The organism is Streptomyces torulosus, assembly GCF_001419765.1.
GTDB classification, from domain to species: Bacteria; Actinomycetota; Actinomycetes; order Streptomycetales; family Streptomycetaceae; genus Streptomyces; species Streptomyces torulosus.
Genome location: NZ_LIRK01000126.1, coordinates 45094 through 69043, shown reverse-complemented (window position 1 = coordinate 69043; position 23950 = coordinate 45094). Strand labels below are relative to the sequence as shown.

General features: G+C 70.7%; 22 protein-coding genes and 1 pseudogene. 10 read left to right on the top strand and 13 right to left on the bottom strand.

Features of this window, described 5'->3' with window-relative positions:
• Window positions 1–117: 117 nt before the first annotated feature.
• From AOK23_RS49600 to AOK23_RS09910, 4 genes and pseudogenes are all read left to right on the top strand, one after another.
• A pseudogene (locus tag AOK23_RS49600) lies at window positions 118–472 on the top strand (ABC transporter permease); the annotation flags it as partial.
• Window positions 473–474: 2 nt separating this feature from the next.
• On the top strand, window positions 475–1067 hold a 593-nt coding region (locus AOK23_RS49595), incomplete at its 5' end, for an ABC transporter permease (RefSeq protein ID WP_240496340.1).
• Window positions 1064–1900, top strand: coding sequence for an ATP-binding cassette domain-containing protein (locus tag AOK23_RS09915; RefSeq protein ID WP_055712371.1), 837 nt, complete (start codon window positions 1064–1066; stop codon window positions 1898–1900). The genes AOK23_RS49595 and AOK23_RS09915, both read left to right, overlap by 4 nt.
• A 77-nt stretch (window positions 1901–1977) precedes the next feature.
• Complete coding sequence (locus AOK23_RS09910; protein ID WP_055712370.1) at window positions 1978–3015, top strand: LacI family DNA-binding transcriptional regulator; 1038 nt, start codon at window positions 1978–1980, stop codon at window positions 3013–3015.
• A 61-nt stretch (window positions 3016–3076) separates the two neighbouring features.
• On the opposite strand, the gene AOK23_RS09905 is transcribed toward AOK23_RS09910, so the two are convergent.
• Both AOK23_RS09905 and AOK23_RS09900 read right to left on the bottom strand, forming a co-directional pair.
• Window positions 3077–3892 (bottom strand): MerR family transcriptional regulator, encoded by an 816-nt coding sequence (locus AOK23_RS09905; protein WP_055712369.1) that lies wholly within the window; start codon window positions 3890–3892, stop codon window positions 3077–3079.
• The gene (locus tag AOK23_RS09900; protein WP_055712368.1) at window positions 3885–4421 is read right to left on the bottom strand and encodes a VOC family protein; all 537 of its coding nucleotides are present in this window, start codon (window positions 4419–4421) and stop codon (window positions 3885–3887) included. Before AOK23_RS09900 ends, AOK23_RS09905 begins: the two co-directional genes overlap by 8 nt.
• 146 nt (window positions 4422–4567) lie before the next feature.
• Between AOK23_RS09900 and AOK23_RS09895 the strand changes: the two genes are divergently transcribed.
• Window positions 4568–6199, top strand: coding sequence for an alpha/beta hydrolase (locus AOK23_RS09895; protein WP_240496339.1), 1632 nt, complete (start codon window positions 4568–4570; stop codon window positions 6197–6199).
• A 176-nt stretch (window positions 6200–6375) separates the two neighbouring features.
• A complete protein-coding gene (locus tag AOK23_RS09890; RefSeq protein ID WP_055712367.1) occupies window positions 6376–6999 on the top strand; it encodes a TetR/AcrR family transcriptional regulator in 624 nt (207 codons plus the stop codon).
• A gap of 117 nt (window positions 7000–7116) precedes the next feature.
• Here AOK23_RS09890 and AOK23_RS09885 read toward each other — a convergent pair whose 3' ends face one another.
• The 3 genes from AOK23_RS09885 to AOK23_RS09875 form a co-directional block, all read right to left on the bottom strand.
• Complete coding sequence (locus AOK23_RS09885; RefSeq protein WP_055712366.1) at window positions 7117–8334, bottom strand: MFS transporter; 1218 nt, start codon at window positions 8332–8334, stop codon at window positions 7117–7119.
• A 285-nt stretch (window positions 8335–8619) separates the two neighbouring features.
• Window positions 8620–11841 (bottom strand): bifunctional cytochrome P450/NADPH--P450 reductase, encoded by a 3222-nt coding sequence (locus tag AOK23_RS09880; protein ID WP_055712365.1) that lies wholly within the window; start codon window positions 11839–11841, stop codon window positions 8620–8622.
• A gap of 331 nt (window positions 11842–12172) precedes the next feature.
• The gene (locus AOK23_RS09875; protein ID WP_055712364.1) at window positions 12173–13234 is read right to left on the bottom strand and encodes a zinc-binding dehydrogenase; all 1062 of its coding nucleotides are present in this window, start codon (window positions 13232–13234) and stop codon (window positions 12173–12175) included.
• A gap of 339 nt (window positions 13235–13573) precedes the next feature.
• On the opposite strand from AOK23_RS09875, the gene AOK23_RS09870 reads away from it, so the two are divergent.
• Entirely contained in the window at window positions 13574–13837 is a 264-nt protein-coding gene (locus AOK23_RS09870) for a hypothetical protein (RefSeq protein WP_055712375.1), read from the top strand.
• On the top strand, window positions 13834–14250 hold the full coding sequence (locus tag AOK23_RS09865; RefSeq protein ID WP_055712363.1) for a PIN domain-containing protein: 417 nt from the start codon (window positions 13834–13836) through the stop codon (window positions 14248–14250). Before AOK23_RS09870 ends, AOK23_RS09865 begins: the two co-directional genes overlap by 4 nt.
• A 406-nt stretch (window positions 14251–14656) precedes the next feature.
• Here the strand turns inward: AOK23_RS09865 and AOK23_RS49590 are convergent, their stop codons facing one another.
• The 3 genes from AOK23_RS49590 to AOK23_RS09850 all read right to left on the bottom strand — a co-directional run bounded on the left by AOK23_RS49590 (window position 14657) and on the right by AOK23_RS09850 (window position 18739).
• Window positions 14657–14983, bottom strand: a complete 327-nt coding sequence (locus AOK23_RS49590; protein WP_240496338.1) for a hypothetical protein — start codon at window positions 14981–14983, stop codon at window positions 14657–14659.
• A 227-nt stretch (window positions 14984–15210) separates the two neighbouring features.
• Entirely contained in the window at window positions 15211–16539 is a 1329-nt protein-coding gene (locus AOK23_RS09855) for a class I SAM-dependent RNA methyltransferase (protein ID WP_055712362.1), read from the bottom strand.
• A gap of 136 nt (window positions 16540–16675) precedes the next feature.
• Window positions 16676–18739 carry an APC family permease gene (locus tag AOK23_RS09850; protein WP_055712361.1) on the bottom strand — a complete coding sequence of 688 codons (2064 nt, stop codon included), beginning with the start codon at window positions 18737–18739 and terminating at the stop codon, window positions 16676–16678.
• Window positions 18740–19149: 410 nt separating this feature from the next.
• Between AOK23_RS09850 and AOK23_RS09845 the strand changes: the two genes are divergently transcribed.
• Window positions 19150–19821: a potassium channel family protein gene (locus tag AOK23_RS09845; protein WP_055520747.1), complete on the top strand. Its 672-nt coding sequence runs from the start codon at window positions 19150–19152 to the stop codon at window positions 19819–19821.
• Window positions 19821–20498 (top strand): potassium channel family protein, encoded by a 678-nt coding sequence (locus AOK23_RS09840; RefSeq protein WP_055538640.1) that lies wholly within the window; start codon window positions 19821–19823, stop codon window positions 20496–20498. The genes AOK23_RS09845 and AOK23_RS09840 overlap by 1 nt, the downstream gene beginning before the upstream one ends.
• A 166-nt stretch (window positions 20499–20664) precedes the next feature.
• Here AOK23_RS09840 and AOK23_RS09835 read toward each other — a convergent pair whose 3' ends face one another.
• From AOK23_RS09835 to AOK23_RS09815, 5 genes are all read right to left on the bottom strand, one after another.
• Window positions 20665–21432: a DUF3159 domain-containing protein gene (locus AOK23_RS09835; protein WP_055712360.1), complete on the bottom strand. Its 768-nt coding sequence runs from the start codon at window positions 21430–21432 to the stop codon at window positions 20665–20667.
• A gap of 3 nt (window positions 21433–21435) precedes the next feature.
• A complete protein-coding gene (locus AOK23_RS09830) occupies window positions 21436–21834 on the bottom strand; it encodes an OB-fold nucleic acid binding domain-containing protein (RefSeq protein WP_079049391.1) in 399 nt (132 codons plus the stop codon).
• Window positions 21835–21984: 150 nt separating this feature from the next.
• Window positions 21985–22755 carry a DUF3710 domain-containing protein gene (locus tag AOK23_RS09825; protein ID WP_055520743.1) on the bottom strand — a complete coding sequence of 257 codons (771 nt, stop codon included), beginning with the start codon at window positions 22753–22755 and terminating at the stop codon, window positions 21985–21987.
• A gap of 1 nt (window position 22756) precedes the next feature.
• Window positions 22757–23278 (bottom strand): dUTP diphosphatase, encoded by a 522-nt coding sequence (gene dut, locus AOK23_RS09820; protein ID WP_055712359.1) that lies wholly within the window; start codon window positions 23276–23278, stop codon window positions 22757–22759.
• Window positions 23275–23859: a PaaI family thioesterase gene (locus tag AOK23_RS09815; protein WP_055712358.1), complete on the bottom strand. Its 585-nt coding sequence runs from the start codon at window positions 23857–23859 to the stop codon at window positions 23275–23277. The genes dut and AOK23_RS09815 overlap by 4 nt, the downstream gene beginning before the upstream one ends.
• Window positions 23860–23950 lie beyond the last annotated feature (91 nt).

Here is a 23950-nt window from a genome sequence, read left to right as displayed (position 1 = left end):
CTCCCTGACCGGGGACGGCCGCCCCCTCGCCCCGGTGGCGGGAGCTTCTCCCCTCGTCCTCCGCCCAGGACGCCATGTCCTCCGACCAGGACTTCTGTCTTCCGACAAGGACTTCGCATGACAGCGACGACATCGCCGTACTCGGAGCTCAAAGCGCCGACCACGGTCCGCAGACTGCTCACGGCACCGACCACCGGCCCCCTGGCCGCCCTCCTCCTGGCCTGCGCCTTCTTCTCGTTCTCGACCGACCAGTTCCTGACCGGCGGCAACTTCTCGCTGATCGTGCAGCAGGTCATGGTCGTGGGCACCCTCGCCATCGGGCAGACCCTGATCATCCTCACGGCCGGGATCGACCTGTCGTGCGGGGCGGTGATGGCGTTCGGCAGCATCGTGATCGCCAAGATGGCGGCCGAGGGCTCCGTCCCGCCGCTGGTCGCGATCGCGCTGGGCCTGGTCGTCTGCGGCGGTTTCGNNTCGTCACCCTCGGCATGCTCAATGTGGCGTTCGCGCTGACGCACATCTACTCCGAGGAGCAGACGGTCAGCAATCTGCCCGGCCCGCTGACCGCCCTCGGCGAGACCTTCCCCCTCGGCCGCACGGACATCACCTACGGCTCCCTGGTCACCATCGCCCTGTTCCTGCTGTTCGCCTACGCGCTGAGCAGCACCGGCTGGGGTCGCCACGTCTACGCCCTGGGCAACAGCGCCGAGGCCGCGCGACTGAACGGCATCCGCACCTCCCGTCTCACCGTCGGCGTCTACACGGTGGCCGGTCTGCTGTACGGCGTCGCCGCCCTGCTGCTCATCTCCCGCACCGGTGTCGGCGACCCGCAGGCCGGGCAGACCGACAACCTCGACAGCATCACCGCCGTGGTCCTCGGCGGCACCAGCCTCTTCGGCGGCCGCGGTTCGGTCCTCGGCACCTTCATCGGCGTCCTCATCGTCGGTGTGTTCCGCAACGGGCTCCAGCTGATGGGGGTCGCCTCGATCTACCAGACCCTGATCACGGGCGTCCTGGTGATCCTCGCGGTGACCGTCGACCAGATCTCCCGGAAGAAGGCACGATGACCGCGACCCCCGCCCCCACGCCCGTGCTGCAGGCCCGCGGCCTCGTCAAGCGGTACGGACACGTCACCGCCATCGACGGCGCCGACTTCGATCTGCTGCCCGGTGAGGTCCTCGCCGTCATCGGCGACAACGGCGCCGGCAAGACCAGCCTCATCAAGGCGCTGACCGGTGCCGTCGTCCCGGACGCGGGCGAGATACGGCTGAACGGTGAGCCCATCACCTTCTCCGGCCCGCAGAGCGCACGCGCCCACGGCATCGAGACGGTCTACCAGGACCTCGCGGTCGCCGCGTCGATGGACATCGCCTCGAACATGTTCCTCGGTCGTGAACTGCGCCGCCCCGGTGTCCTCGGCACCGCCTTCCGCATGCTCGACAAGAAGCGCATGCGGCAGGAGGCAGCCGAGCACATGGCCGACCTCAAGATCGGTCTGCGCTCGCTCACCCAGTCGGTGGAGACCCTCTCCGGCGGACAGCGCCAGGCGGTCGCGGTCGCCCGCGCCGTGGCCTGGGCCCGCTCGGTGGTCGTCATGGACGAACCCACCGCCGCCCTCGGCGTCAAGGAGTCGGGCCAGGTCCTCGATCTGATCCGCCGGGTCCGCGACAAGGGCATGCCCGTGGTCCTCATCAGCCACAACATGCCCCATGTCTTCGAGATCGCCGACCGCATCCACGTCCACCGGCTGGGCCGGCGGGCCGCCGTGATCAAGCCCTCCGACTACTCCATGGCCGAGGTCGTCGCCATCATGACCGGCGCACTCACCGTCGACGCGGCCGGAGATACTGTCGTTGCGGATTCGGAGGCCGCGAAGGCCGCCGGCGTCCGGGCCACCTGACAGCCCAACCCCGCTCTCCCGTCTCCGGCCGAAGGCCGCGGCCGGAGAGGAGAGCCCTTCAGGAGACGGTTTCCTCCATGGCAGCGAACCGCCGCCCCACCCTGGCCGATGTCGCCCGAGAGGTAGGGGTCAGCGCCAAGACGGTCTCCCGGGTCCTCAACGAGGACGGCCCCGTCTCCGCGCGGACCAGGGAACAGGTACTGGCCGCAGTGGCGAAGCTCGGCTTCCAGCCGAACCTCATGGCCCGCAACATCCGCGTCGGCGGCCCGGACACCACCATCGGTCTGGTCATCCCCGACCTGGCCAACCCCTTCTTCGGGGCGGTGGCCCGGGCCATCGAGGACACCGTCGGCGACCGCGGACTGACCCTGCTCATGGGTTCCTCCGCGGACGACCCCCAACGGGAACGCGCCCTCACGGACAAGTTCCTCGCCCGCCGCGTCAGCATCCTGATCGTCGTCCCGTCCGTGGGCGCCGACCACTCCCACCTCAAGTCCCAGCGCACGGCGGGACTGCCCGTGGTCTTCCTCGACCGGCCCGGAGTCGGCCTGGTCACCGACAGCATCGTCAGCTCCAACCGGGCCGGGGCCCAGGAGGGCGTCGCGCACCTCATCGCCCACGGGCACCGCAGGATCGGCTTCGTCGGCGACCTGCCCCCGAAGCTGTACACCCGCCGTGAGCGCCAGGCGGGCTACCGCTCGGCGCTGCTGGAGGCCGACATCCCCTACGACCGCGCCCTCGTCGCCAACGCCCACGACCAGTCGGGTGCCGAGGCCGCGACCGCCCAGCTCCTCGGTCTGGCCGATCCCCCCACCGCCCTGTTCGCGGGCAACAACATCATGGCGCTGGGCATAGTGGCCGAACTCGCCCGCAGCAAGCGCAAGGAGGTCGCGGTCGTCGCCTTCGACGACGTGGCGCTCGCCGAGGCACTGGAGCCGGCCCTGACCGTCGTCGCCCAGGACGCGGAGGAACTCGGCCGGGTGGCCGCGACCACCGCCCTGGCCCGCCTCGACGGCGACCGCGGCCGCGCCCGCACCCTCACCGTCCCCACCCATCTGATCGTCCGGGGCTCGGGCGAACAGCCCGCCCCGCGGCCGCGGCCCCGCACCGCCTAACCCCGCACCGCGTGCGTTCCCCCTGGTCGGCTGGCGCGACGGGACGTGACTTCTCGTGCCTCTACTCCCAGGTCGCGGTGTCCGGGTCGATGCCGTGGGCGCGCGCGTCGGCGTCGACGACGTGACGGAACCAGGTGGCGAGGCCGGCGCGGATGCCGTCGTAGTGGGCGGCGAACCCCGGGTCGGCCTCGTACATGCGGCCGAGGCAGACCTGCATGCGCCGGGTGAGGGGGAAGTACGCGGCGAAGACCTCGCGGTGCCGCTCGACGAGCCGGTTCGCCTCCGGATCACCGGGGGCGACACCGGCGTCCATCGCCTCCCCGAGGGCACGTTCGAAGGCGGCGACGGAGTCGACGACCGTCTGCCACTCCTCCGGGCCGCGTGAGGCGGAGCGTTCGGCGTACTGCTGCCACTGCTCCGTGTCCCCGTAGCGCCGGCGGGCCTCGGCGGGCCAGTCGGGGTTCCATCCGGGGCCGAAGATCGCGCTCTGCTGCTCGACGGTCAGCAGCAGGCCGCGCTCATGGGCGTCGATCATCCGGTCGAGTCCGGTGCCGAGCCGCTGGAGGCGGTCGATCCGTTCGGCTACCTGAGTGCGTTGCGCGCGCAGCGCGGCGGACACCTCCGCGGTCGTGTCGTCGAGGATGGACCGGATGCCGTCGAGGCCGACACCGAGTTCGCGGTAGACGACGACGCGGTGGAGGCGTTCCAGGTCACCGGCGGTGTAGAGCCGGTATCCGGCGGCCGTGCGCAGCGACGGCCGCGCCAGACCGATCTCGTCCCAGTGGTGCAGCGCGCGGACGGTCACACCGAGCCGCGTCGAGACCTGACCGACGGTCAGGCCGTCGGTGTCCCCGTCGGTGTCCGTGGCGTCAGGCATGGCTCCCATTGTCGCGGTGCCCGCCGCCCGGCGGAGTGATCCCGACGGCCGCGAGGGTCCGCGCCTCCTCACTCGACGGGTCGAAGGGCTTGGCCGCGGTGAGGACGATCCGGGCGTTCTCCGGGGTGGTCACCACCACGTCGCGGGTGTTCCAGGGGGTGTCCCGTGGGGCCTCGACCGAGTCCGGGCGCACGGCACGGCAGTCCTCGACGAGGGAGTCGATCTGGCTCAGCAGGCACGCGAAGCTGACGCTCAGCGCCGGTGTCTGCTCCGGAACGCCCGCCGCCGGGACGAGGAGCACGTCCTGGAACGCCCACCGGCGCAGGTGCACGATCCGGCCGGGGATGCTGAACAGTTCGAAGAACCCGAGCCCGCGGACCCAGAAGTCCACCGAGGCCGCCAGGTCGTCCGTGGGGATCGTCACGAACGCCGGCATCCCGTAGATGCCGCGGAACGGCTCCGGCGGCACCGCGTCGGGGCCGGGAGCGGGCACGGGGCTCATCTCGAACGCGTCGTAGTAGTCGCTCATGCGCCCACTCAACGGCCTCACGCGGCGTGAGGGTCAAGCCGATCCGGCCAACCTCGCCCGAGGGAACATCATCTTCCTTGCGCCGCACGCCAGTTGGGATCATCCTGTGTCGCGCCTGTGAACTCCTGTTTCCTGGAGGAACATCCGTGTCATCCCACCCCCCACTGGCCCGGCCCGCCGCTCGCCACAGACGGCGCGGGCGACTCGCCGTCGGCACCCTGGTCACCGCCCTGTTCGGGCAGTTGCTCACCGGAACCGCGGTCGCCGCTCCCACAGCCGAGGCCCCGTCGCCCGGGCGCATAGCCTGGGAACCCTGTGAGTCCCCCTCCGGTCAGGGCACCTTCGAGTGCGCCACCCTCACCGTGCCCCTGAACTGGAAGAAGCCGCGTGGCGCCACCATCGACCTGGCGCTCAACCGCCATGTGGCGACGAACCCCGCGCGCAGGATCGGTTCGCTCCTGATCAACCCCGGTGGCCCGGGCGGCTCCGGGGTGGACTTCGCGTTCAGCGCGCCCGAGAGCTTCTCGCCCGCGCTCCTGGAGCGCTTCGACATCGTGGGCTTCGACCCGCGCGGTGTCGCCCGCAGCAACCCGGTGCGGTGCGACGGCGACCTGGTGACGGCGCAGTCGGGACTGCTCTACCCGGACAGCGCCGCGTCCTTCACCTCCCTGCGCCGGGCGAACCGCGCCCTCGGCAAGAGCTGCCGCGCCCTCACCGGCCCCCTCGTCGACCACATGGACACGGGGAGCGTCATCCGCGACATGGACGCGATCCGCGCCGGCCTCGGCGAGAAGCGGATCAGCTACTACGGCGTCTCCTACGGCACCGGCATCGGCCAGCAGTACGCCGAGCGCTATCCCCACCGCGTCCGCGCGATGACCCTCGACTCCAACATGGACCACAGCCTGGGCAGGTGGGACTACCAGAGGACCGAGACGATCGCGATGGAGGAGTCGTACGGCCAGTTCGCCGACTGGTGCGCCCGTACGTCCACCTGCGCGCTGCACGGCCGGGACGCCCGCGCCCTGTTCGACTCGCTCTACCGGCGCGCGGCCGCCGGTGAGCTGGTCCTGCCGGGCGACCCGCCGCACACCGTGACCACCGAGGAACTCCAAGGTGCGGCGTTCGGCAACATGTACGACCCGGCCTCCTGGTTCGAGTTCGCCCAGTACCTCGCCGACCTGAACGCGGGCGCCCCCTCCTCGGCGGAGTCCCTCGGGCGGCGCGGTGAGCCGACGCAGTTCCCGTACCTCCCGGTGACGTGCCAGGACTACGACTTCGACGTCGCCTCGTACGGCACGCTCGCCCGCTACGAACGCAAGCTGGCCCGTCTCGCCCCGGTCACCCGGCTGAGCTCCCTGGCGTGGACCGACCTGACCGGCTGCCAGAACTGGCCGACCGAGGTGGCCAACCCACCGCACCGGCTCCGCGTCGACGGCACCCCGCCGATCCTCGTGACCAACAGCCGCTACGACGTGGCGACCCCGTACTCCTGGGGTTCCCAGGCGGCCCGGCAGATCGGCCGCGAGGCCGTCCTCCTCACCTACGACGGCGTCGGCCACGGCGACTACTGGCTGAGCCCGTGCGCCCGCAAGGCCATCGACACGTACCTGCTCACTCTGAAGACCCCCCGCAAGAACACCCACTGCCCCGCGATCTGGCCGGCCGCCCCCTCGGCCCAGCGCCAGTCCCCGAGCGGCGGCCTCACCAACCCCCTGCCCGACCTGCTGAGCACGGGCCGCCTAGGACAGCCGCTGAGCGCCCATGCGACTCCCTGAGGATCGCTGAAGGGTCCCTCCCACACCCGGCGGAGTGTGGGAGGGACCTCTCCATCCCACCGGCCGCGGCCAGAACCGGCCTCAGCCAGGCGCAGTCAGCCGCGGCGCACCGGTCTCCGGAGATTCCGACATGATCGGTCGACTTGTTCGCGGGACTAAGTCGATATAATGGCTTCATGGCTCACGTTTCCGCGGCCGAGCGCCGTCCTCAGCTGATCAAGGCCGCCATCGACCTCATGACGAGGGAGGGCGTGGCCGCCGGCAGCACCCGTGCCATCGCGGCCGAACTGGGCGTGGCCCAGGCCACGGTGCACTACACCTTCGGCACCAAGGAAGACCTGTACCGCGCCGTCATGGAGCAGCTCACCCATGATCTGATCACCCAGGTCGGACGGTCGGCGCCCACGGACGCCGGCTTCGAGGACACGGTCGCGGCACTCGCCACCGCCCTGTGGCGGACCGTGCGCGAGCAGCCGACCACGCACCTGCTGCTCACCGAGCTGTCCATGTTCGCGCTCCGGACCCCACGGCTGAAGGAGGCCCTGGAGGGCCACTACCGCGAGGTGACGGCCGTGACGGCGAAACTGGTGACCGAGGTGGCCGAGCGCACCGGTCACCAGCTGGCCCAGCCGCCGGAGACCCTCGCCCGGTTCTTCCTGGCCGGCTTCGACGGCCTCTCGTCGCAGCGTCTCTCCCTGCCCGACGAGGAGGCCGAACTCGCCTGCCTCCAGGCCCTGGTCTCCGCCGTCGTCGCACTGGCGGGCGGCCGCATGGAGTTCGTGACCCTGCCGACGGGCTGATGGGCTGACGGGCTGACGGCGAGCCGAGAAAGGGCCGGCGCGGACGGTGTTCCGTCCGCGCCGGCCCTTCGGCAGTTGGTCGGCAGTCTGTAGGCACGCGCGTCCCGTGCGACCTCCTCAGGCCGCCGGCACACGTCCGGGCTGTGATGCGCCGACGGTCTCCCCACTGGCCACCGTCATCCTCAGCAGGGGCAGCGAGGCGAGGCAGGTGCCGCTCGCCAGGACGACGCTCAGTACGCCGGCCCCGGCCCCGTCGAGCACGGCGCCGACGGCCAACGGTCCCACGCCGGTGCCCAGCGCACCCGCGCCGCTGAGGGAGGCGACGAGTCGGCCGGTCGGGTCCAGGAGCGCCGCGGCGGCGAGCATCTGTACCAGGACGGCCAGTTGGCAGCCCTGCCAGAGGACGGCCGCGACGATGAAGAACACGGGGTCATGGGTGAAGATCAGGATCGCCATCGCGACGGCCTGCCCCATGACGAAGGCGGCCATCGACCGCATGCGCCCCAAGTGCCGCGCGGCGACGGGCCCCACCACCGCGCCGACGAGTGCCACGACGCTGGAGACGGCGAGGACGGCCGACACCGCCGAGTGCGACATACCGGTGTGCTGACGCCCCAGGACCGAGGCGTACGACCACGCGCCCTGGGTGACGGCCCACAGGAGCCCGGTACCGACGAGCAGCACGACCGACGGCCTCGACGCCGCCGCCCCTCGCGCACCGGCGGACCCGGCGGCCGGTGGCACGGGACCGGCGCCCGGCGTGGTAGGACCGGCGGGGCCGTCGGGGAGTCGGCGCAGCAGCGGCCAGGCGACGAGACAGCACACCGCCATGAGCAGGAAGCCGGCGCCCTCCCCCAGGTCGTGGTTGGCCATGGGGACGCCCATGATCAGTAGCGCTGTCACGCCAACGACACCGCAGATGGTGACCGCGGAGGCCTTGTCGGCGTCGTCGGTGGCGGCGAGCGCGGCCGTGGCCGCCGCGTAGACCGCGCCGAGCCCCGCGCCGAGGACCAGGTTGGCGAGGACCAGGGTGACCGGGTCGGTGACCGCCGCCGCGCCCAGGAAGCCGACGCACGAGACGGCCAGGCCCAGCCGGGCCATCCGCACCCGGCCCGGCCGCGCCGCCCGCCCGGCCAGCAGCAGCGTGACGACGGCGGTCGCCATCAGCTGGGTCGCGGCCACGAGCCCGGCGGCGGAGTCGGACAGCGCGAAGCGTGTCGCGAAGTCGTCGACGAAGACGGGCATCACGTTCGCTCCGCCGTTGCCCAGCGTCACTCCGGCGACGAGGGCGACCGCCACGCCGAAGCCGAGCGCGGTACCGCCGCGGGCGTTCAACGTCCGCTCCTCTGCGAGGTGTTGCGGGCGACGGCTGTTCCTCGGCGGGGCGCCGAGCGGGCGATGAGCATGAGGACCTCACGAGTTCGAAAGCGGGGATTCAGGAGCACGGGTTCGAATGCACGGGGAGCACGGGTTCAGGAGCACGGGTTCAGGAGCACGGGTTCTGGAGCACCGGTCCAGGAGCACAGGTCAGGAGGGCGCGGGAAACGGTGCGAAAGAGACAGGGCCACGGATGAGGGGGAAGTCCGTGACCCTGTCGGTCTGTGATCAGCTGGTGCGGGGTCAGCCCGCCCAGACGTCCTCGACGTAGGTTCCGGACTCGATCAGCGCGTTCAGCCAGGCGCTCGCCTCGTCGTCCCCGGCGCCGGTGTGCGTGCGGTAGATCGCCATGAACGCCTCCCGCACGGCGGGGGCCATCCGGCGGCCGTCGCCGCAGACATGGACTCGGCCGCCGGCCTCCAGGGCCGCCCACACCTCGTCGCTCTCCTTGGCGATGCGGTCCTGGACGAAGCGGGCCCCGTCCTCGGGCGCGCAGGAGAAGGTGGGCCGCATGCTGACGGCTCCGGCGGCCTCGGCCGCCTCGAACTCCGTGCGGTGCAGGTAGTCGACATCGGGGTGGTCGCAGCCGAAGTAGCACAGCAGGGTGCCGGTCGACCCGGTGTGGTGGCGGTCGAGCACGGCCCCGCGGAAGGGGGCGAGACCGGTGCCCGCGCTGACCAGGATCACCGGCACCGAGTCGTCCTCGGGCAGCCGGAACGCCTCGCTGCAGGGCAGCACCCGGGCCTGGACCGTGTCGCCGGCGCTCACCGTCTGGAGGTAGTGCGAGCCGATGCCGCGGAAGGTGCCCTCGCCGCAGCGGTGGGGCGCGGCGAGCAGCGACACCATCAGGTCGACCTCACCGGGTGCCGCCGCGGCGGACGAGGAGATCGAGTAGTGGCGCGGGCGCAGCACCGGCAGCAGCTCAAGGAAGACCTCGAACGGCAGCTCGCAGGCCCGGTACCGCTCCAGCAGGTCGAGGAGACTGCGTCCGGCGGCGGTCACCTGCTCGCGGAAGGTCTCCTCGTCCGCCGCGGCGAGTTCGGCCAGGGGGCGCTTCTCGGGCGGGCAGGCGGTGTGCTCGGCGAGCACGGCGACCTGCTCCCGGGTGGCGGGGTCCTGGAGTTCGACGAAGTCGGTGAGCAGACGGCGCAGGGTCAGCGGGCGGTCGACGGGCAGGGCGCCCCGGCTGCGGCGGCGGGTCTGGAGCCGGACGGTGCGGTCCAGGTCGAGGGCGAAACGGTCGGCCACCCGCCGCACGAGGTCGGCCGGGTTGCTCGGGAGGACGGCGAGGTGGTCGCCGGTGCGGTAGGTGACGCCTTCGGGCAGCCGCAGCTTGAGGAAACGCTTGGAGCGGCCCAGCCCGTGGTCCATGTCGACGAGTTCACCGGCGTCGAGCACCTCCATCGGCTGGACGCCGTGCCGCGCGGCGAGCCCGCCGATGACCGAGTCGGTCGCGTCCTCCAGTACGTACAGGCCCGAGTCCTGGTCGTCCTCCGGTTCGGCGGCGGCTGCTTCCCCGGCGGTCCCGTAGCGTTCCAGGAGCGTGGTCCACAGGTCGCCGGTCCAGCGGTCCACCGTGCCGGCGAAGTCACCGGCGGCGTCGGCGGCGCCGCGCTCCAGCAGCGGTGTGGCGCCCGCGGCGGTGAGCCGCTCGTCGATGAGGGTGGGGACGCGCTGGTAGGTGGCGGCCCAGTTGCGGTCGCCGACGCCGAGTACGGCGTACCGCAGGCCGTCGAGGGCGCCGGGCTCCAGCCCCTCCAGCCAGGTGACGAACTTTGTGGCGTCGTCGGTGGGCCTGCCGTTGTAGGAGGCGGCGACGATCACGACCGGCCCGTCGACCGCGGCGAGCTTGCCGACGGCGTCGTCGAGGGGGGCGACGGACGCGGTGAAGCCGCGCTCGCCGCCGTCGTCGGCCAGGTCGCGGGCGATGCCCACGCAGGTGCCCAGGTTGGAGCCGTGCAGGAGCGTGAGCGAGGTACCGGTGGCACGCCGGACGACGGGGCGGTCCTGGCCTGCGGGAGCGCCGCCCGCCACGAGGGCCGCGGCGGCGGGCGAGCGCCGCTCCCCGCTGGTGCGCCGGGCCAGGTTCAGGGTGAACTCGTCCGGCTTGAGGGTGAGCGACTGCTTGATCTTCAGCTGGTAGTTGGTGTGGTCGATCAGGCGGTAGCGGTGGATCACGAGCGCGAGGACCAGTGTGGCCTCGTGCAGCGCGAACTGCCGACCGATGCAGGCGCGTTCACCGCTGCCGAACGGCTTGAACAGATGGACCGGCCGCTCCTCCTCCCGCTCCGGCAGGAACCGGTCCGGGTCGAACAGCTCGACGTTCTCGCCCCAGGCGGGGTCGCGGTGCAGTTGCGGGATGAGGATCTGGATGGACTCGCCCGCGCGCACGGCGTACTTCCCGCCGATGACCGTGTCCTCGATCGGCTCCACCGCGAAGGCGGGCGCCGTCGGCCACAGCCGCAGACTCTCGTTGAGCACCTGACGGATGTACGTCAGCTTGCCGATGTCCCCGTAGTCGGGCTCGGGGGCGTCCGTGTCCCCCCACAGGGCGTCGACCTCGGCCTGGGCCCGGGCGAGGACCTCAGGGTGCTTGGTCAGGTAGTAGAGGGCGAACGACAGCGCCCCGCTGGTGGTCTCGTGGCCGGCGATGAGGAACGTGATCGCCTGGTAGCGGATGTTGACGTCGTCCAACGGCTCGCCCGTCACCGCGTCGACGGTGTGCAGCATCCGCCCGAGCAGGTCGTCGGTGCTCAGGTCTCCCGACGCCCTGCGCTGCCGGATCACGTCGTCCACCAGGCCCTCCATCAGGGCCACGTCCTCACGGAACCGCTCCGCCTGCTTCCACTTGAACAGCTCCGCGCCCGGGATCGACTCGCCCTTGTCCTGGGCGAAGGCCAGCGCCCTGGACAGCGCGGAGACGAAGGGGTGCGGCTCGTCGCGGTCGAACGACTCGAAGTCGTAGCCGAAGCCGCACAGTCCGATCGTGTCGAGCGTCAGACGCGTCATGTCGTCGGCGACGTCCACGGACTCCTCGCCCGCCGCCCGGTCCCACTTCCCGATCAGCTCCCGGGCGACCCGGAGCATCGTCGCGTGGTAGCCGCGCATCGCGCCGAGTGAGAACGCCGGCATCAGGACGTCGTGCGCCTTGCGCCAGTTGGGCTCGTCGTTGTACGCGGTGAACAGCCCGTCGCCGCCGATCCCCCGGAGGATCACCAGGTCGGGGTGGACGTTCTTGCGGAACCGGCTCTCGTCCGCCAGCTCGGTGACCAGGTCGAGACCGGAGGCGAAGTTGATCTCGTTGCCGAAGACGCGGAGCTTGAACAGCGGCCCCAGCTCCTTGGCCTCCTTCATCACATAGAGCAGGCCGTCGGCCCCACTGGGGATGTCGAACGCGTGGCCCACCAGGGGCAGAGCCGGGCGCTGAGGAATCGGTTCGGTTCCGCGCAGGGTCTCGTGGGTCATGAGCTTGCCTTTCGTTGCCGCACAGGCTGTCCGCTGGCTAGAACCATACAAGCGACCTTGTCACTCGACAATGTCGCTTGATTGTGGCGCCTGACACAGTCGATCGATTGACCGCCGAGCGCCCTCGCGGGAGCGCCGCAAATACGCATGAAACAGGCAAAGCCCCTCCCGCGACACGCTGTCGCGGGAGGGGCTTCTCGGACCCTCGAAGGCCGGCGGGACCCGGCAGGAGTTCACGGGACGGGACCCGGCAGGGAGTCCACGGGACCGGCCAGAGACTTCGGAGGACTGGGCAGGGAGTGTGGAGGACCGGGCAGGAATTTCAGAGGACTCAGGGGGTGAGGACGAACCGAATCGGATCGCCGATCTTCTTCTCCAGCCGATGGACGGCGTCCGCGGCATCGGCCAGCGGGATGTGAGCGGTGATGGAAGGGGCCAGATCGATCCGCCCGGCGGAGGTCAGGCCGATGAGCTGCTCCACATGCTCGAAGCCGGAGCCGTAGTGACCGCGGATCTGGCTGCCCCGGAAGCAGAACCCGGTGCTGTCGCCGACGACGATCGGCTCAGGCGTGAGCCCCGCGAGCACCAGGACGCCGCCGGCCCCGAGCACGGCGACCGCCTGAGCGCGAGCGGCGGGAACGCCGGCGAAGTCGAACGCCACGTCGATCCCCCGGCCCGCCGTGGCCTCCGCCACCGCTTCGGCGAAGCCGTCCGCCATCGGGTCGAGAGCGAAGTCGGCACCGAAGGCGAGGGCCCGCTCCCGGGCGGTGGACAGGGGATCCACGGCGATGATCGGCGCCGCGCCGACCATGCGGGCAAGCCGGATGCCATGCGCGCCGAGACCGCCCGCACCCCAGATCCCGACCGCCTGCGCGGGACGCACCGCACCTGTCTCGACGATCGCGGCGTACGGGGTGGAGACGGCGTCGGGAATGATGGCGGCCTGGTCGAAGGGAAGGTCGTCCGGGATGGCGAGCAGGGTGTCCTCGCGCGCCACGGCGTACTGGGCCCAGCCGCCGTCGTAGTCCACACCACGGGTGAGGGGCTGCCGACACGAGGTGCGGCGCAGACAGCCACCGCACCCGCCGCACGCCTGCCCGGCCTGCAGCACGACCCGGGTGCCGGGCCCCCACTCACCAGCCACCCCCGGTCCCACGGCATGGATGACACCGGCGACCTCATGCCCGAGCGTGACGGCACGGGCGGCGGCGACGGAGTCGACGGGGAACGCCGGGCTGATACTGCCGTCGATCAGATGAACGTCGGACAGACACACCCCGGCGGCCCGCACCTCGACCAGCACCTCGCCCGGCCCCGGCGTGGGCACGGGAACCTCTTCGACGGCGAACGTGCGGGTGTCCAGGCGGAGCCGCCCGGCAAGCATGGTCTTCATGGCGGACCACAATCCTTCCAACACCTCAAGCTAATGACCTTGTCGAGCGACAATGTCAGTCAAACGAGTTGTTTGACAAGGTCGAGTGACTCACATCTCAGAAGGCAGAGGGGGAGGACGAAAGACGTCGGCTGCTGCTGCGCGCACAACCGCCCGGCGTGAGCGGCACGACAAGGACACCGGACATCGGCGGCAACCGCCGACGCGATCACCAGGCGGCAGGCAGTGAGGTGCCGGCCGCCCCGGGGGCACGGGCGCCCTCAGCTCACAGAGACTGAGTCATCGCACAGCCCGATCGACGCCGAACCCCGAGGGAATACCAGCGGTAGGATGGGTGGCATGAGTGAAGCTACCGGCAAGTACTCCATCACCATGCCGCGGGACATCGCCGAGGCTGCCCGCGACCGCAGCGGCCCCTCCGGCCTCTCCGCCTACGTCGCCGCTGCGGTCGCCCGCCAGATCGAGCGCGACAATCTCAACGAGCTCATCGCCACCGCGGAAGCAGAACACGGCCCCATCACCGACGAGGAGATCCAGGCCCTGCGCGAAGAACTCCACCAGGCCCGGCGGCAGCAGGGCTCGGGCCGGGCGGACGCCGCGTGACTCGCACCTCCCCCGCGGTCCCGGGCGGCACCCTCGTCCTGGACAGCGAAGGACTGGCGAAGGCCGTCCTGCGCGACCGCACGGTCACCACCTGGCTCGCCCTCGCCCGCGCCGACGATCTCCGGGTCATCACCTCCGCGGCCACCCTGGTCGAGGTCATCCACCCCCGGATCAACCGCCCCGCCCTCGAGTGGACCCTCTCCCGGCTGGTCGTGGAACCGGTCACCGAGCCGCTCGCCCGGCACGCCGCCACACTCCTCGCCGACGCCGGAGTCCACGGCCACACATACGCCATCGACGCCATACTCGCCGCGACCGCGCTCTCCGCCCCAGGCCCCACCACCGTGCTCACCTCCGACCCGGAGGACCTCACCACCCTCTGCGGGACACGGGTCACCGTGATCAAGATCTGACGGGAATCGCCCGGCTTTCCGTCAGGGCAGAAGTCCGATCGCAACCAAACCGCTGAGGCAGACGACGACCATCAGCAGAGCCGAGGGTTCCTTGAATCACTGCGCCCGGCTCCGTCCTGACCCATCTTCTTGTACTGGACAAGGATGAAGCTGTCCTGGCTCACGTGGTGATGGATCAAGTCGACCCCCAACGTGTCCTCAGCCGACAGGCGGTTCACGTTGGCGATGAACAGTTACTGGTCGCCCTTGTGGAATACACGCTTCGCGAGATGCTCCGCGTCACCTCCGATCCAGTCGGAGAAGCGCTGCGCACGTGAGCGACGAGGTGGTCCTCGTGCGCCGGATGTCCCGGCAGAGTGGCGAGGACGGGGATCTGTCCCCGCCCTCTTCCGGGAACTTCGCCTCTTCAATCTTCCGGGAACTTCGCCTCTTCAATGATGCTCCGGTCGGATCCGCCCAGTTGAAATGCCAGTCCTGTGGCGTCTCTCTGCTCCAGGAACAGTTCCCGCACTCTGCCGAGGATCCGGACACCGCCCACCCTTTCCTTCAACTGGGCCATGACCGGGGCCAGATCAGCACGGGGCGTGGTAAGGCCGTTCAACACTTCGCCGGACCGCTTCGTCAACACGCCGGACCGGTCAACTGCGTTCCCGTGTCGGAGCGGAAGCTGGTCGGACAGTTCTTCCATCCGGACCGGAGGCGCGACTCGATGGGGTTGAGTCACCTCGACCACACGCTGGAAGATCCCGGCGGGGCGACCGCTCCGGGCCTGCCCCACGTATTCGAGACGCGGTCGACCTCTCTCCTGCTTCCAGGACGCCCCGTCCTCAGAGCAGGCAACAATCAGCCACAGCATCGGGAAAGCCCAGGCCAGAGGCCTTAGGGCCAAGCCGTCACGCCTCGATCTGTTTCCACTGGCAGGGACGTCGAAATCATCCCCAGCTTCCACAAACCCGCAGGTCAGGCACGCTTCCCCGCAGGCTCCAGAATCGCCACGCACTCCAAGTGATGCGTCATCGGAAACAGATCGAACGCCCTCAGCATCCGCACCCGATAACCCCCCTCGCGGAAGTACCCGAGGTCGCGTGCCAGGGCGGCCGGGTCGCAGGCGACGTAGGCGATGCGGCGGGCGCCCAGCGTGGAGAGGTGCTCCACCGTCTTGCGGCCCGCGCCCGCGCGGGGCGGGTCCAGGACGACGAGGTCGACCTCGGTGATCCCGGTGCGCGGCAGCACCGCCTCGACCTTGCCCAGCTCGATCCGTACGCGGTCGAACTCCGCGAGGTTGTGCCGCGCGTCCTCGACCGCCCGTTTGCCGGACTCGATGCCGAGGACGGCCCCCTTCTCGCCGACCCGGTCGGCGAGGGCGCCCGCGAACAGCCCGACCCCGCAGTACAGGTCGAGCGCGGTGTCGCCCTTGCGGGGCAGCAGGCCCTGCATGACGGCCTTGACGAGGGTGTCCGCGGCCTTGGGGTGGACCTGCCAGAAACCACCGCTCCCGACCCGGTACGTGCGGTCGTCGGCGCGCTCACGGACGAAGGGGCGCCCGTGGACGCGGTGCACACCCCGGTCCTTCTCCCCGACCCGCATCACCGACACCGGCTTGTCCAGCTCCACGATCGGCAGCCGCGCCCCCGGCTTCGGCGTGAGGATCACCTGGCGGTCCTGCGAACCCGTCGCCGCGATCGCGTCGACCGACTCCATGCCGGACCAGTCCCGCTTCTCGATACCCAGCTCGCTCACGCCCGGCGCCGCGATCATGCAGTGGTCGATCGGCTCGACCTCGTGTGAGCGGTGACGGCGCAGACCCGCGCGCCCCGAGGCGTCCACCGCGTACTGCACGCGCGTGCGCCACGCCGGGACCTCGCCCGCCGGGACCTTGTCGCCCTCGGCCGGCATCACCGTGCCGTCCCACCCCGCTTCCTCGGGCGTGAGGCCCGCGAGCCGCCGCAGCTGCTCGGCGAGGACCTCGCCCTTGAAGCGGCGCTGCGCGCCCGGCTTCACGTGCTGCCAGTCGCAGCCACCGCACCGGCCGGGGCCGGCGTAGGGGCAGGGCGCCTCGATGCGGTCCTTGGCCGCGTCGAGCACCTCGACGGCGTCGGCCCGCAGGAAGCGCGCACCCTCCTCGCCCTCGGTCACCCGGGCCACGACGCGCTCACCGGGCAGCGTGTGCCGGACGAAGAGGACCTGGCCCTCCGCCGTACGGGCGATGCAGTGGCCACCATGGGCGACGAGGCCGACCTCGACCTCGTACTCCTCCCCCACCAGCGATTTCTTCGGTTCTGCCTGCATGGCGGGGTGACTCCAGGAGAGAGGGAAGCGACAACGGCCGGACAACAGCCCACCAGTCTACGTGGGTGCCGTCCGGCCGCCGACCACAGGAGCGGCGCCCCGCCCTCACGAGGCGCCGCTCCCGGTGACCGGTGACTCAGCTCTGGTTGGCCGAGGACTCCTTCGCCGGTGTCTTGGACTGCTCGTGCGCCGGACCACGCCGTACCGAACCCGGCGCGTTCCACTCCTGCCGCTTGCGCGCGCGCCGCTTGGCGACCTCGGAGGACTCCAGCTGGTACGGCACGGAGGTCACCATGACACCCGGCGTGAACAGCAGGCGTCCCTTGAGCCGGAGCGCGCTCTGGTTGTGCAGCAGATGCTCGTACCAGTGGCCGACCACGTACTCGGGGATGATGACCGACACCGCGTCGCGCGGGGACTCCTTGCGCAGCCCCTTGACGTACTCGATGACCGGCCGGGTGACCTCCCGGTACGGCGAGTCGAGGACCTTCAGCGGTACGTCGATGCCGCGCCGGTTCCACTCCTCCTGGAGCGCCTTGGTCTCGGCCGGGTCGACGTTGACGCTGAGCGCCTCCAGGGTGTGCGAGCGCATCAGCTTGGCGTAGGCGAGGGCCCGCAGGGTCGGGCGGTGGATCTTGGAGATCAGCACCACGGAGTGGACCCTGGACGGCCGTACGACGTCGTCGCTGGGGCCCTCGGGGGCGGCGATCTCCGCGGCGACCCGGTCGTAGTGCTTACGGATCGCGGTCATCGTCGCGTAGAAGATCACCATGCCGAGCAGGGCGACCCAGGCACCGTGAGTGAACTTGGTGACGAGGACGACGATCAGGACGAGCCCGGTGAAGAAGGCGCCGAAGGCGTTGATGGCCCGCGAGCGGACCATGTGGCGCCGCTTGGCCTGGTCCTTCTCGGTGCGCAGATGGCGGTTCCAGTGCCGGACCATGCCCGTCTGGCTCAGCGTGAAGGAGACGAACACGCCGACGATGTACAGCTGGATCAGACGGGTCGAGTCGGCGCCGTAGATCCACACCAGCAGTACGGCGGCGCCCGCGAGGAGCACGATGCCGTTGGAGAAGGCGAGGCGGTCGCCGCGGGTGTGCAGCTGTCGCGGCAGGTAGCGGTCCTGGGCGAGGATCGAGCCGAGCAGCGGGAAGCCGTTGTACGCGGTGTTGGCGGCCAGGAAGAGGACCAGGGCGGTGGCGGCGGCCAGCACGATGAAGAAGAACGTTCCGTCGCCGAAGACGGCGGCCGCGACCTGCGAGATCACCGGGTTCTGGACGTAGGACTCGCCGACCGGGGTGCCGTCGCGCACGAGGTCGACCGCCGGGTTCTCGGCCATCCGCACGTTGGTGGCCATGGCGAGGCCGATGATGCCGCAGAACATGGTGACGGCGAGCAGGCCCATCGCGGCGAGCGTGCTGGCCGCGTTCTTCGACTTGGGCTTGCGGAAGGCGGGGACGCCGTTGGAGATGGCCTCGACGCCGGTCAGCGCGGCGCAGCCGGAGGAGAAGGCGCGCAGCAGCAGGAAGACCAGCGCGAAGCCGGCGAGTCCCTCGTGCTCGGCTTTGATCTCCAGGTCCGCGGTGGGTGCCCGCATCGTCTCGTCGAGGACCAGCCCGCGGTAGGCACCCCAGGCGATCATCGCGAAGACGCCGACGACGAAGACGTACGTCGGGATCGCGAAGAGCTTGCCGGACTCCTTCACCCCGCGCAGGTTCATCAGCGTGAGCAGCACGATGATGCCGACCGCGCACAGCACCTTGTGCTCGACGAAGAAGGGGATGGCCGAGCCGAGGTTCTCCACCCCGGAGGAGATCGACACGGCGACGGTGAGGACGTAGTCGACGAGGAGCGCGCTGGCGACGGTGAGACCGGCCTTGGGACCGAGGTTGGTGTTCGCCACCTCGTAGTCGCCGCCGCCGCTCGGATAGGCGTGCACGTTCTGCCGGTAGGACGCCACCACGGTGAACATCAGCACGACGACGGCGACGGCGATCCAGGGGCTGAAGTGGTAGGCCGACACGCCCGCGATGGAGAGGACCAGCAGAACCTCGCCGGGTGCGTACGCCACGGACGAGAGCGGGTCGGAGGCGAAGACGGGAAGTGCGATGCGCTTCGGCAGGAGCGTTTCGCCGAGCCGGTCGCTGCGCAGAGCGCGCCCGATCAGAATCCGTTTGGGCAGGTCGGTCAGTTTGGACACGCAGAGGATCGTAAGCGCCCCGACTGGTTCTGGGCACATCCGGGTGAAATCCCGGCGGGCCCCTGGGTGAAATCTCCCCGGGCGTCACTGCGAGGTGCGTCACGTGACGCATCCTCAGGCCTAATGGGGGCGTCCTGATGTCTATATGACGAATCCCGTCCCACCTCATCTCTGGAGGCCCCATGCAGGCGGCGACCGCGGAGCTGATCGGCGCACTCGTGTCCCTCGTCGGCCTCGGTGTCCTGACGATGATCAGCGTCCGCCGGATCAGCCGTCGGCGCTCGCCCACCTGACGGGTGCTGCACGGGGGTGCCCTTGGCGGACCGCGCGTGTGTAGCTTGGGCCACGGTCTGAGACCCTGTTTTTGCCGTTTCGGCTGAACACCAGCTATTGACACCGGAAGGACGGTCGTGCACATCGTCATCATGGGCTGCGGGCGAGTGGGGTCGACCCTCGCCCAGACCCTGGAGCAACAGGGGCACACGGTCGCCGTGATCGACCAGGACCCCACTGCCTTCCGTCGTCTGGGCTCGGGATTCGGTGGCCGCCGTGTCACCGGTGTCGGCTTCGATCGCGACACCCTGCGTGAGGCGGGCATCGAGGAGGCGGGCGCGTTCGCGGCCGTCTCCAGCGGCGACAACTCGAACATCATCGCCGCCCGCGTCGCCCGCGAGATGTTCGGCATCGAGAACGTGGCGGCGAGGATCTACGACCCCCGCCGCGCCGAGGTCTACCAGCGTCTGGGCATCCCCACGGTCGCCACGGTCCGCTGGACGGCCGACCAGATGCTCCGCCGGCTGCTGCCCGCCGGGTCCGAACCGCTGTGGCGCGACCCCACCGGGGGCGTCCAGCTCGCCGAGGTGCACGCCTCCTCGGCCTGGGTGGGCCACAAGATCAGCAAGATGCAGGAGGAGACGGGCGTCCGCGTCGCGTTCCTCACCCGCCTGGGTGAGGCCATCCTGCCCACCTCGCAGACGGTGCTGCAGGAGGGCGACCTGGTGCACGTGATGATGCGTACGGACGACGTCGAGAAGGTCGAGGCCTCCTTCGCCGAGGGTCCCGACGAGGAGGGCGGTCACTGATGAGGGTCGCCATTGCCGGAGCCGGTGCGGTGGGCCGCTCGATCGCGGGCGAACTGCTGGAGAACGGCCACGAGATCCTGCTCATCGACAAGGCGCCGACCGCGATCTCGGTCGAGCGCGTCCCCATGGCGGAGTGGCTGCTGGCCGACGCCTGCGAGATCACCTCGCTGGACGAGGCCGCGCTGCAGCGCTGCAACGTAGTGATCGCCGCGACGGGCGACGACAAGGTCAACCTGGTCGTCTCGCTGCTGGCGAAGACGGAGTACGGCGTCCCGCGTGTGGTCGCCCGCGTCAACAACCCGAAGAACGAATGGCTGTTCAACGAGTCGTGGGGCGTGGACGTCGCCGTGTCGACGCCCCGGCTGATGTCGGCCCTGGTCGAGGAGGCGGTGAGCGTCGGCGACCTGGTGCGTCTGCTCCGCTTCAGCCACGGTGACGCCAACCTGGTCGAGCTGACCCTCCCGCCGGAGTCGGCGCTGGCCGGCACGCAGGTGGGCGAGGTCGAGTGGCCGGAGGACACGTCCCTGGTGACGATCATCCGCGGCACCCGGGTCCTCACCCCGACCCAGGAGGACTCCCTAGAAGCCGGCGACGAGCTCCTCTTCGTCGCCGCCCAGGCCCGCGAGGAACAGCTGGAGGATCTGCTGTCGGTCCGCCGCGAGGACGCGACGAGCTGACCCACCGAACCACGCGCGAAGGGGCGCCCGGAGATCTCCGGGCGCCCCTTCGCGCGTGGTTCGGTCGGCAGTGCCTTCGACCGAGGAGCGGCCGCCGGCGCTTTCGTCTGAGAGCCGGCCGTCGGCGCTTCCTCCGTGGATCGGCCGCCGGTGCCTCGTCCGTGGTTCAGTCGCCCGTGTGGGCCGCCCGCTCGGCGGCCTTGCGCTCCTTCTCGGCCTGCTCGGCCGCCTCCATCTCCGCGAACACGTCGATCGGCGCCGGCGCCTTGGCCAGGAACACCCAGGTCAGCCAGACGGCCAGCAGGAACGGCGGGATCTTCAGCGCGACGAGCACCCAGCCGAGCTGCTCGGTGTCGGCCCACCAGTACAGCGGGAAGAGGATGGCGCACTTGCCGAGCAGGATCGCGCCCCAGGCGTAGCTCGCCTTCGCGTACGCCTTCTTGCGGCCGGGGTTGCGGGTCCGCCAGGAGAGGTTCTCCTTGAACACCGGCCCGAGCATCAGCCCCATCAGCGGCACGCCCGCGAGCGTGGTGATGATGTACGTGAGGCCCATGCCGAGCGTGTAGAGCATGCCCGGCAGGTAGAAGTCCTTCGCGTTGCCGGTCATCATCGCGAAGACCACGCCGAAGGCGACGCCGAAGACACCGCTGAAGGCGTGCTTCACGGTGTCCTTCCTGACCAGCCGCACCACGACCAGCAGCAGGGAGACACCGAGGGCCGCGAGGGCCGACGAGTGCAGGTCCTTGTTGATCGTGTAGATGGTGACGAAGAGGAGGCCGGGCAGCACGGTCTCGACCATGCCCCGCACCCCGCCGAAGGCCTCGAACAGCGCGGCCTCGGTCACCGCCCTGGAATCCTGGGGGTCGTCCTGGACACCGGTCGTGTCCTGGGCGCCGCGGGCGGCGTCCTCCGTCGGCTTGTCGAGCGACGTCACCGGCTACTCCCGTCCGAGCGGTCTGAGTTCGTACTTCGGGTTGAAGAGCACCCTACGGCCCCGGCTCATCGAGACCCGACCGGATGCGATCAGCTTGCGCCCCGGCTCTATCCCGACGATGGAGCGCCTGCCGAGCCACACCACGTCCAGGGCGGCCGAACCGTCGAACAGCTCGGCCTCCAGGGCCGGCACACCGGCCCGCGGGCGCAGCGTGACCGTGCGCAAGGTACCAGTAACCGTCACTATCTGTCGGTCGTGGCAGTCACAGATCCGCGTACAGCCCGCGGTGTCCGTGTCCTCCCGCAGCTCCTCGCTCTCCAGGTCCTCCTGGGACGAGGACAGCCGGTCGAGCATGCGCCGGAACCGGCCCGCCGGCTTCTCTGAACGAGGAACAGCACTCATGGCAAAAAGCCTACCGGGGAGCGCCGACAGACCCGCACCCCCGTACGAGCCACCTCTGATCGCCAGGGCCCGAGGACCCCGTTTCGCGTTCCCGGTACGACGAAGGGCCGCACCCCCAAAGGAGTACGGCCCGTGCGCCTGTGCGGTGGGTCAGCGGACCTCGGTGATCTCCGGGCCCCGCTGCAGCTGGCCCATGCCGCCGGAGAAGCGGGAGCCGCTCTGCTCCTCCTGCTGGACACCTTCCGGCACCATCTGCGCGTCGTTCGGGAGCTTCAGGACGATCGGGTCGCGCGGGGCCATGGGGCCCTCACCGCGGACGATGACGGTGTCCCGGAAGATCTGCTCCAGCAGCCCGGCGGTCTGCGGCTCGACCGCGCCCCGGCCGGAGATCACACCGCGCAGGAACCAGCGCGGCCCGTCCACGCCCACGAAGCGGACGACCTGGAAGCCGCCCGTGCCGTCCGGCAGCTGCACGGGCACCTGGGCCCGCAGCTCCCAGCCCAGCGGGCCCTCGACCTCGTCGATGACACCGCCCTGCTGGGTGATGCCGGTGGCGATCTCCTCGCGGACCTCGCCCCAGATGCCCTCGCGCTTGGGCGCGGCGAAGGCCTGCAGCTGGACCGCGCTGTCGCGCAGGACGACGGTGGCCGCGACGATCGCGTCGCCCGCGACCTCGACCCGCAGCTCCATGCCCTCGACCCCGGGCACGAAGAGACCGCCGAGGTCGACCCGGCCCTCGCCGGGGTTGGAGACCTCGGAGCTGTCCCAGGGTCCGTCGGGCCGCGGCTCCGGCTCCAGCCGCACCCGCTCCCGCTCGACCTCGTCCGTCTCAGTGCCGACTGCGTCGACGACCTGCTCGGCCTCGCTCGCCGCGTCCGCCGCGTCCTCAGCGGAGCCCTTCTTCTTGCGACGTCCGAACACGTCACTGTCCTTCCCGGTCGGATACGACCGAAGCGTATCGATTCCCACCCGTTGTGCCGCCCACGGCGGCATGACCGCCGGTGGACCCGAAGCCCCCCTCGGCCCGCGCCGAGTCGGGAAGCTCCGCCACCTCCTGGAAGCGCACCTTCTCGACCTGCTGGACGACCAGTTGGGCAATCCGGTCGAAGCGCTCGAACACCACGGCCTCCCGCGGGTCGAGGTTCACCACAATGACCTTGATCTCCCCACGGTACCCGGCATCAACCGTCCCTGGGGCATTCACCAGGGCGACACCGCAGCGGGCGGCGAGACCGGATCGAGGGTGCACGAAGGCCGCGTACCCCTCCGGGAGCGCGATGGACACTCCCGTGGGCAGGACGGCCCGTTCGCCCGGCTTCAGTTCACGGCTCTCCGTGGTGCGCAGATCGGCGCCCGCGTCTCCGGGGTGCGCGTACTCCGGCAGCGGAACGTCCGGGTCGACGCGCCGGATCAGCACGTCGACGGGGGTACGGCCGCCGCTCACGGGTTCACCTCGAAGGCGCGGGCCCGCCGGGCCTGGTCCGGGTCGTTCATGGCCGCCTGGATCTCCTCCTGACGACCGTTGTCGATGAAGTGGTCGACCTTCACCTCGACGAAGAGCGCGTCGGCGCGGACGGCGAGCGGGCCGTCGGGGCCGCCCACGCGCCCGGTGGCGCTCGCGTAGATCTTCCGCCCGGCCACGGCCGTCACCTCCGCCTGGAGGTGCAGTACGGCGCCGACGGGCACGGGCCGTACGAAGTCGGTCTCCAGCCGCCCGGTCACCGCGATGGTGCGCAGCAGCCAGGTGAGCGAGCCGAGCGTCTCGTCGAGGGCGGTGGCCAGGACCCCGCCGTGCGCCAGGCCGGGCGCGCCCTGGTGGGCGGCCTTGACCGTGAACTCGGCGGTGAGGGAGACCCCCTCGCCGGCCCGGGCCTGAAGGTGCAGCCCGTGGGGCTGCTCGTCGCCGCAGCCGAAACACTGCCCGTAGTGCGCGCCCAGCAGCTCGCCCGGGGCGGGTGCCTCGGGGTGCCGGACGGGCGCCGTGGCGTCCGCCGGGGGCTGCAGGGCCGCGGAAGTACCTCTCACAGCCGCAGACCTTACCCGTCCGTCAGGCTCCGGCCATCGTCCCGGCGGACAGGGTTTCCCCTCGGGTGCCCCCATTTCCGGGGGCCGACGC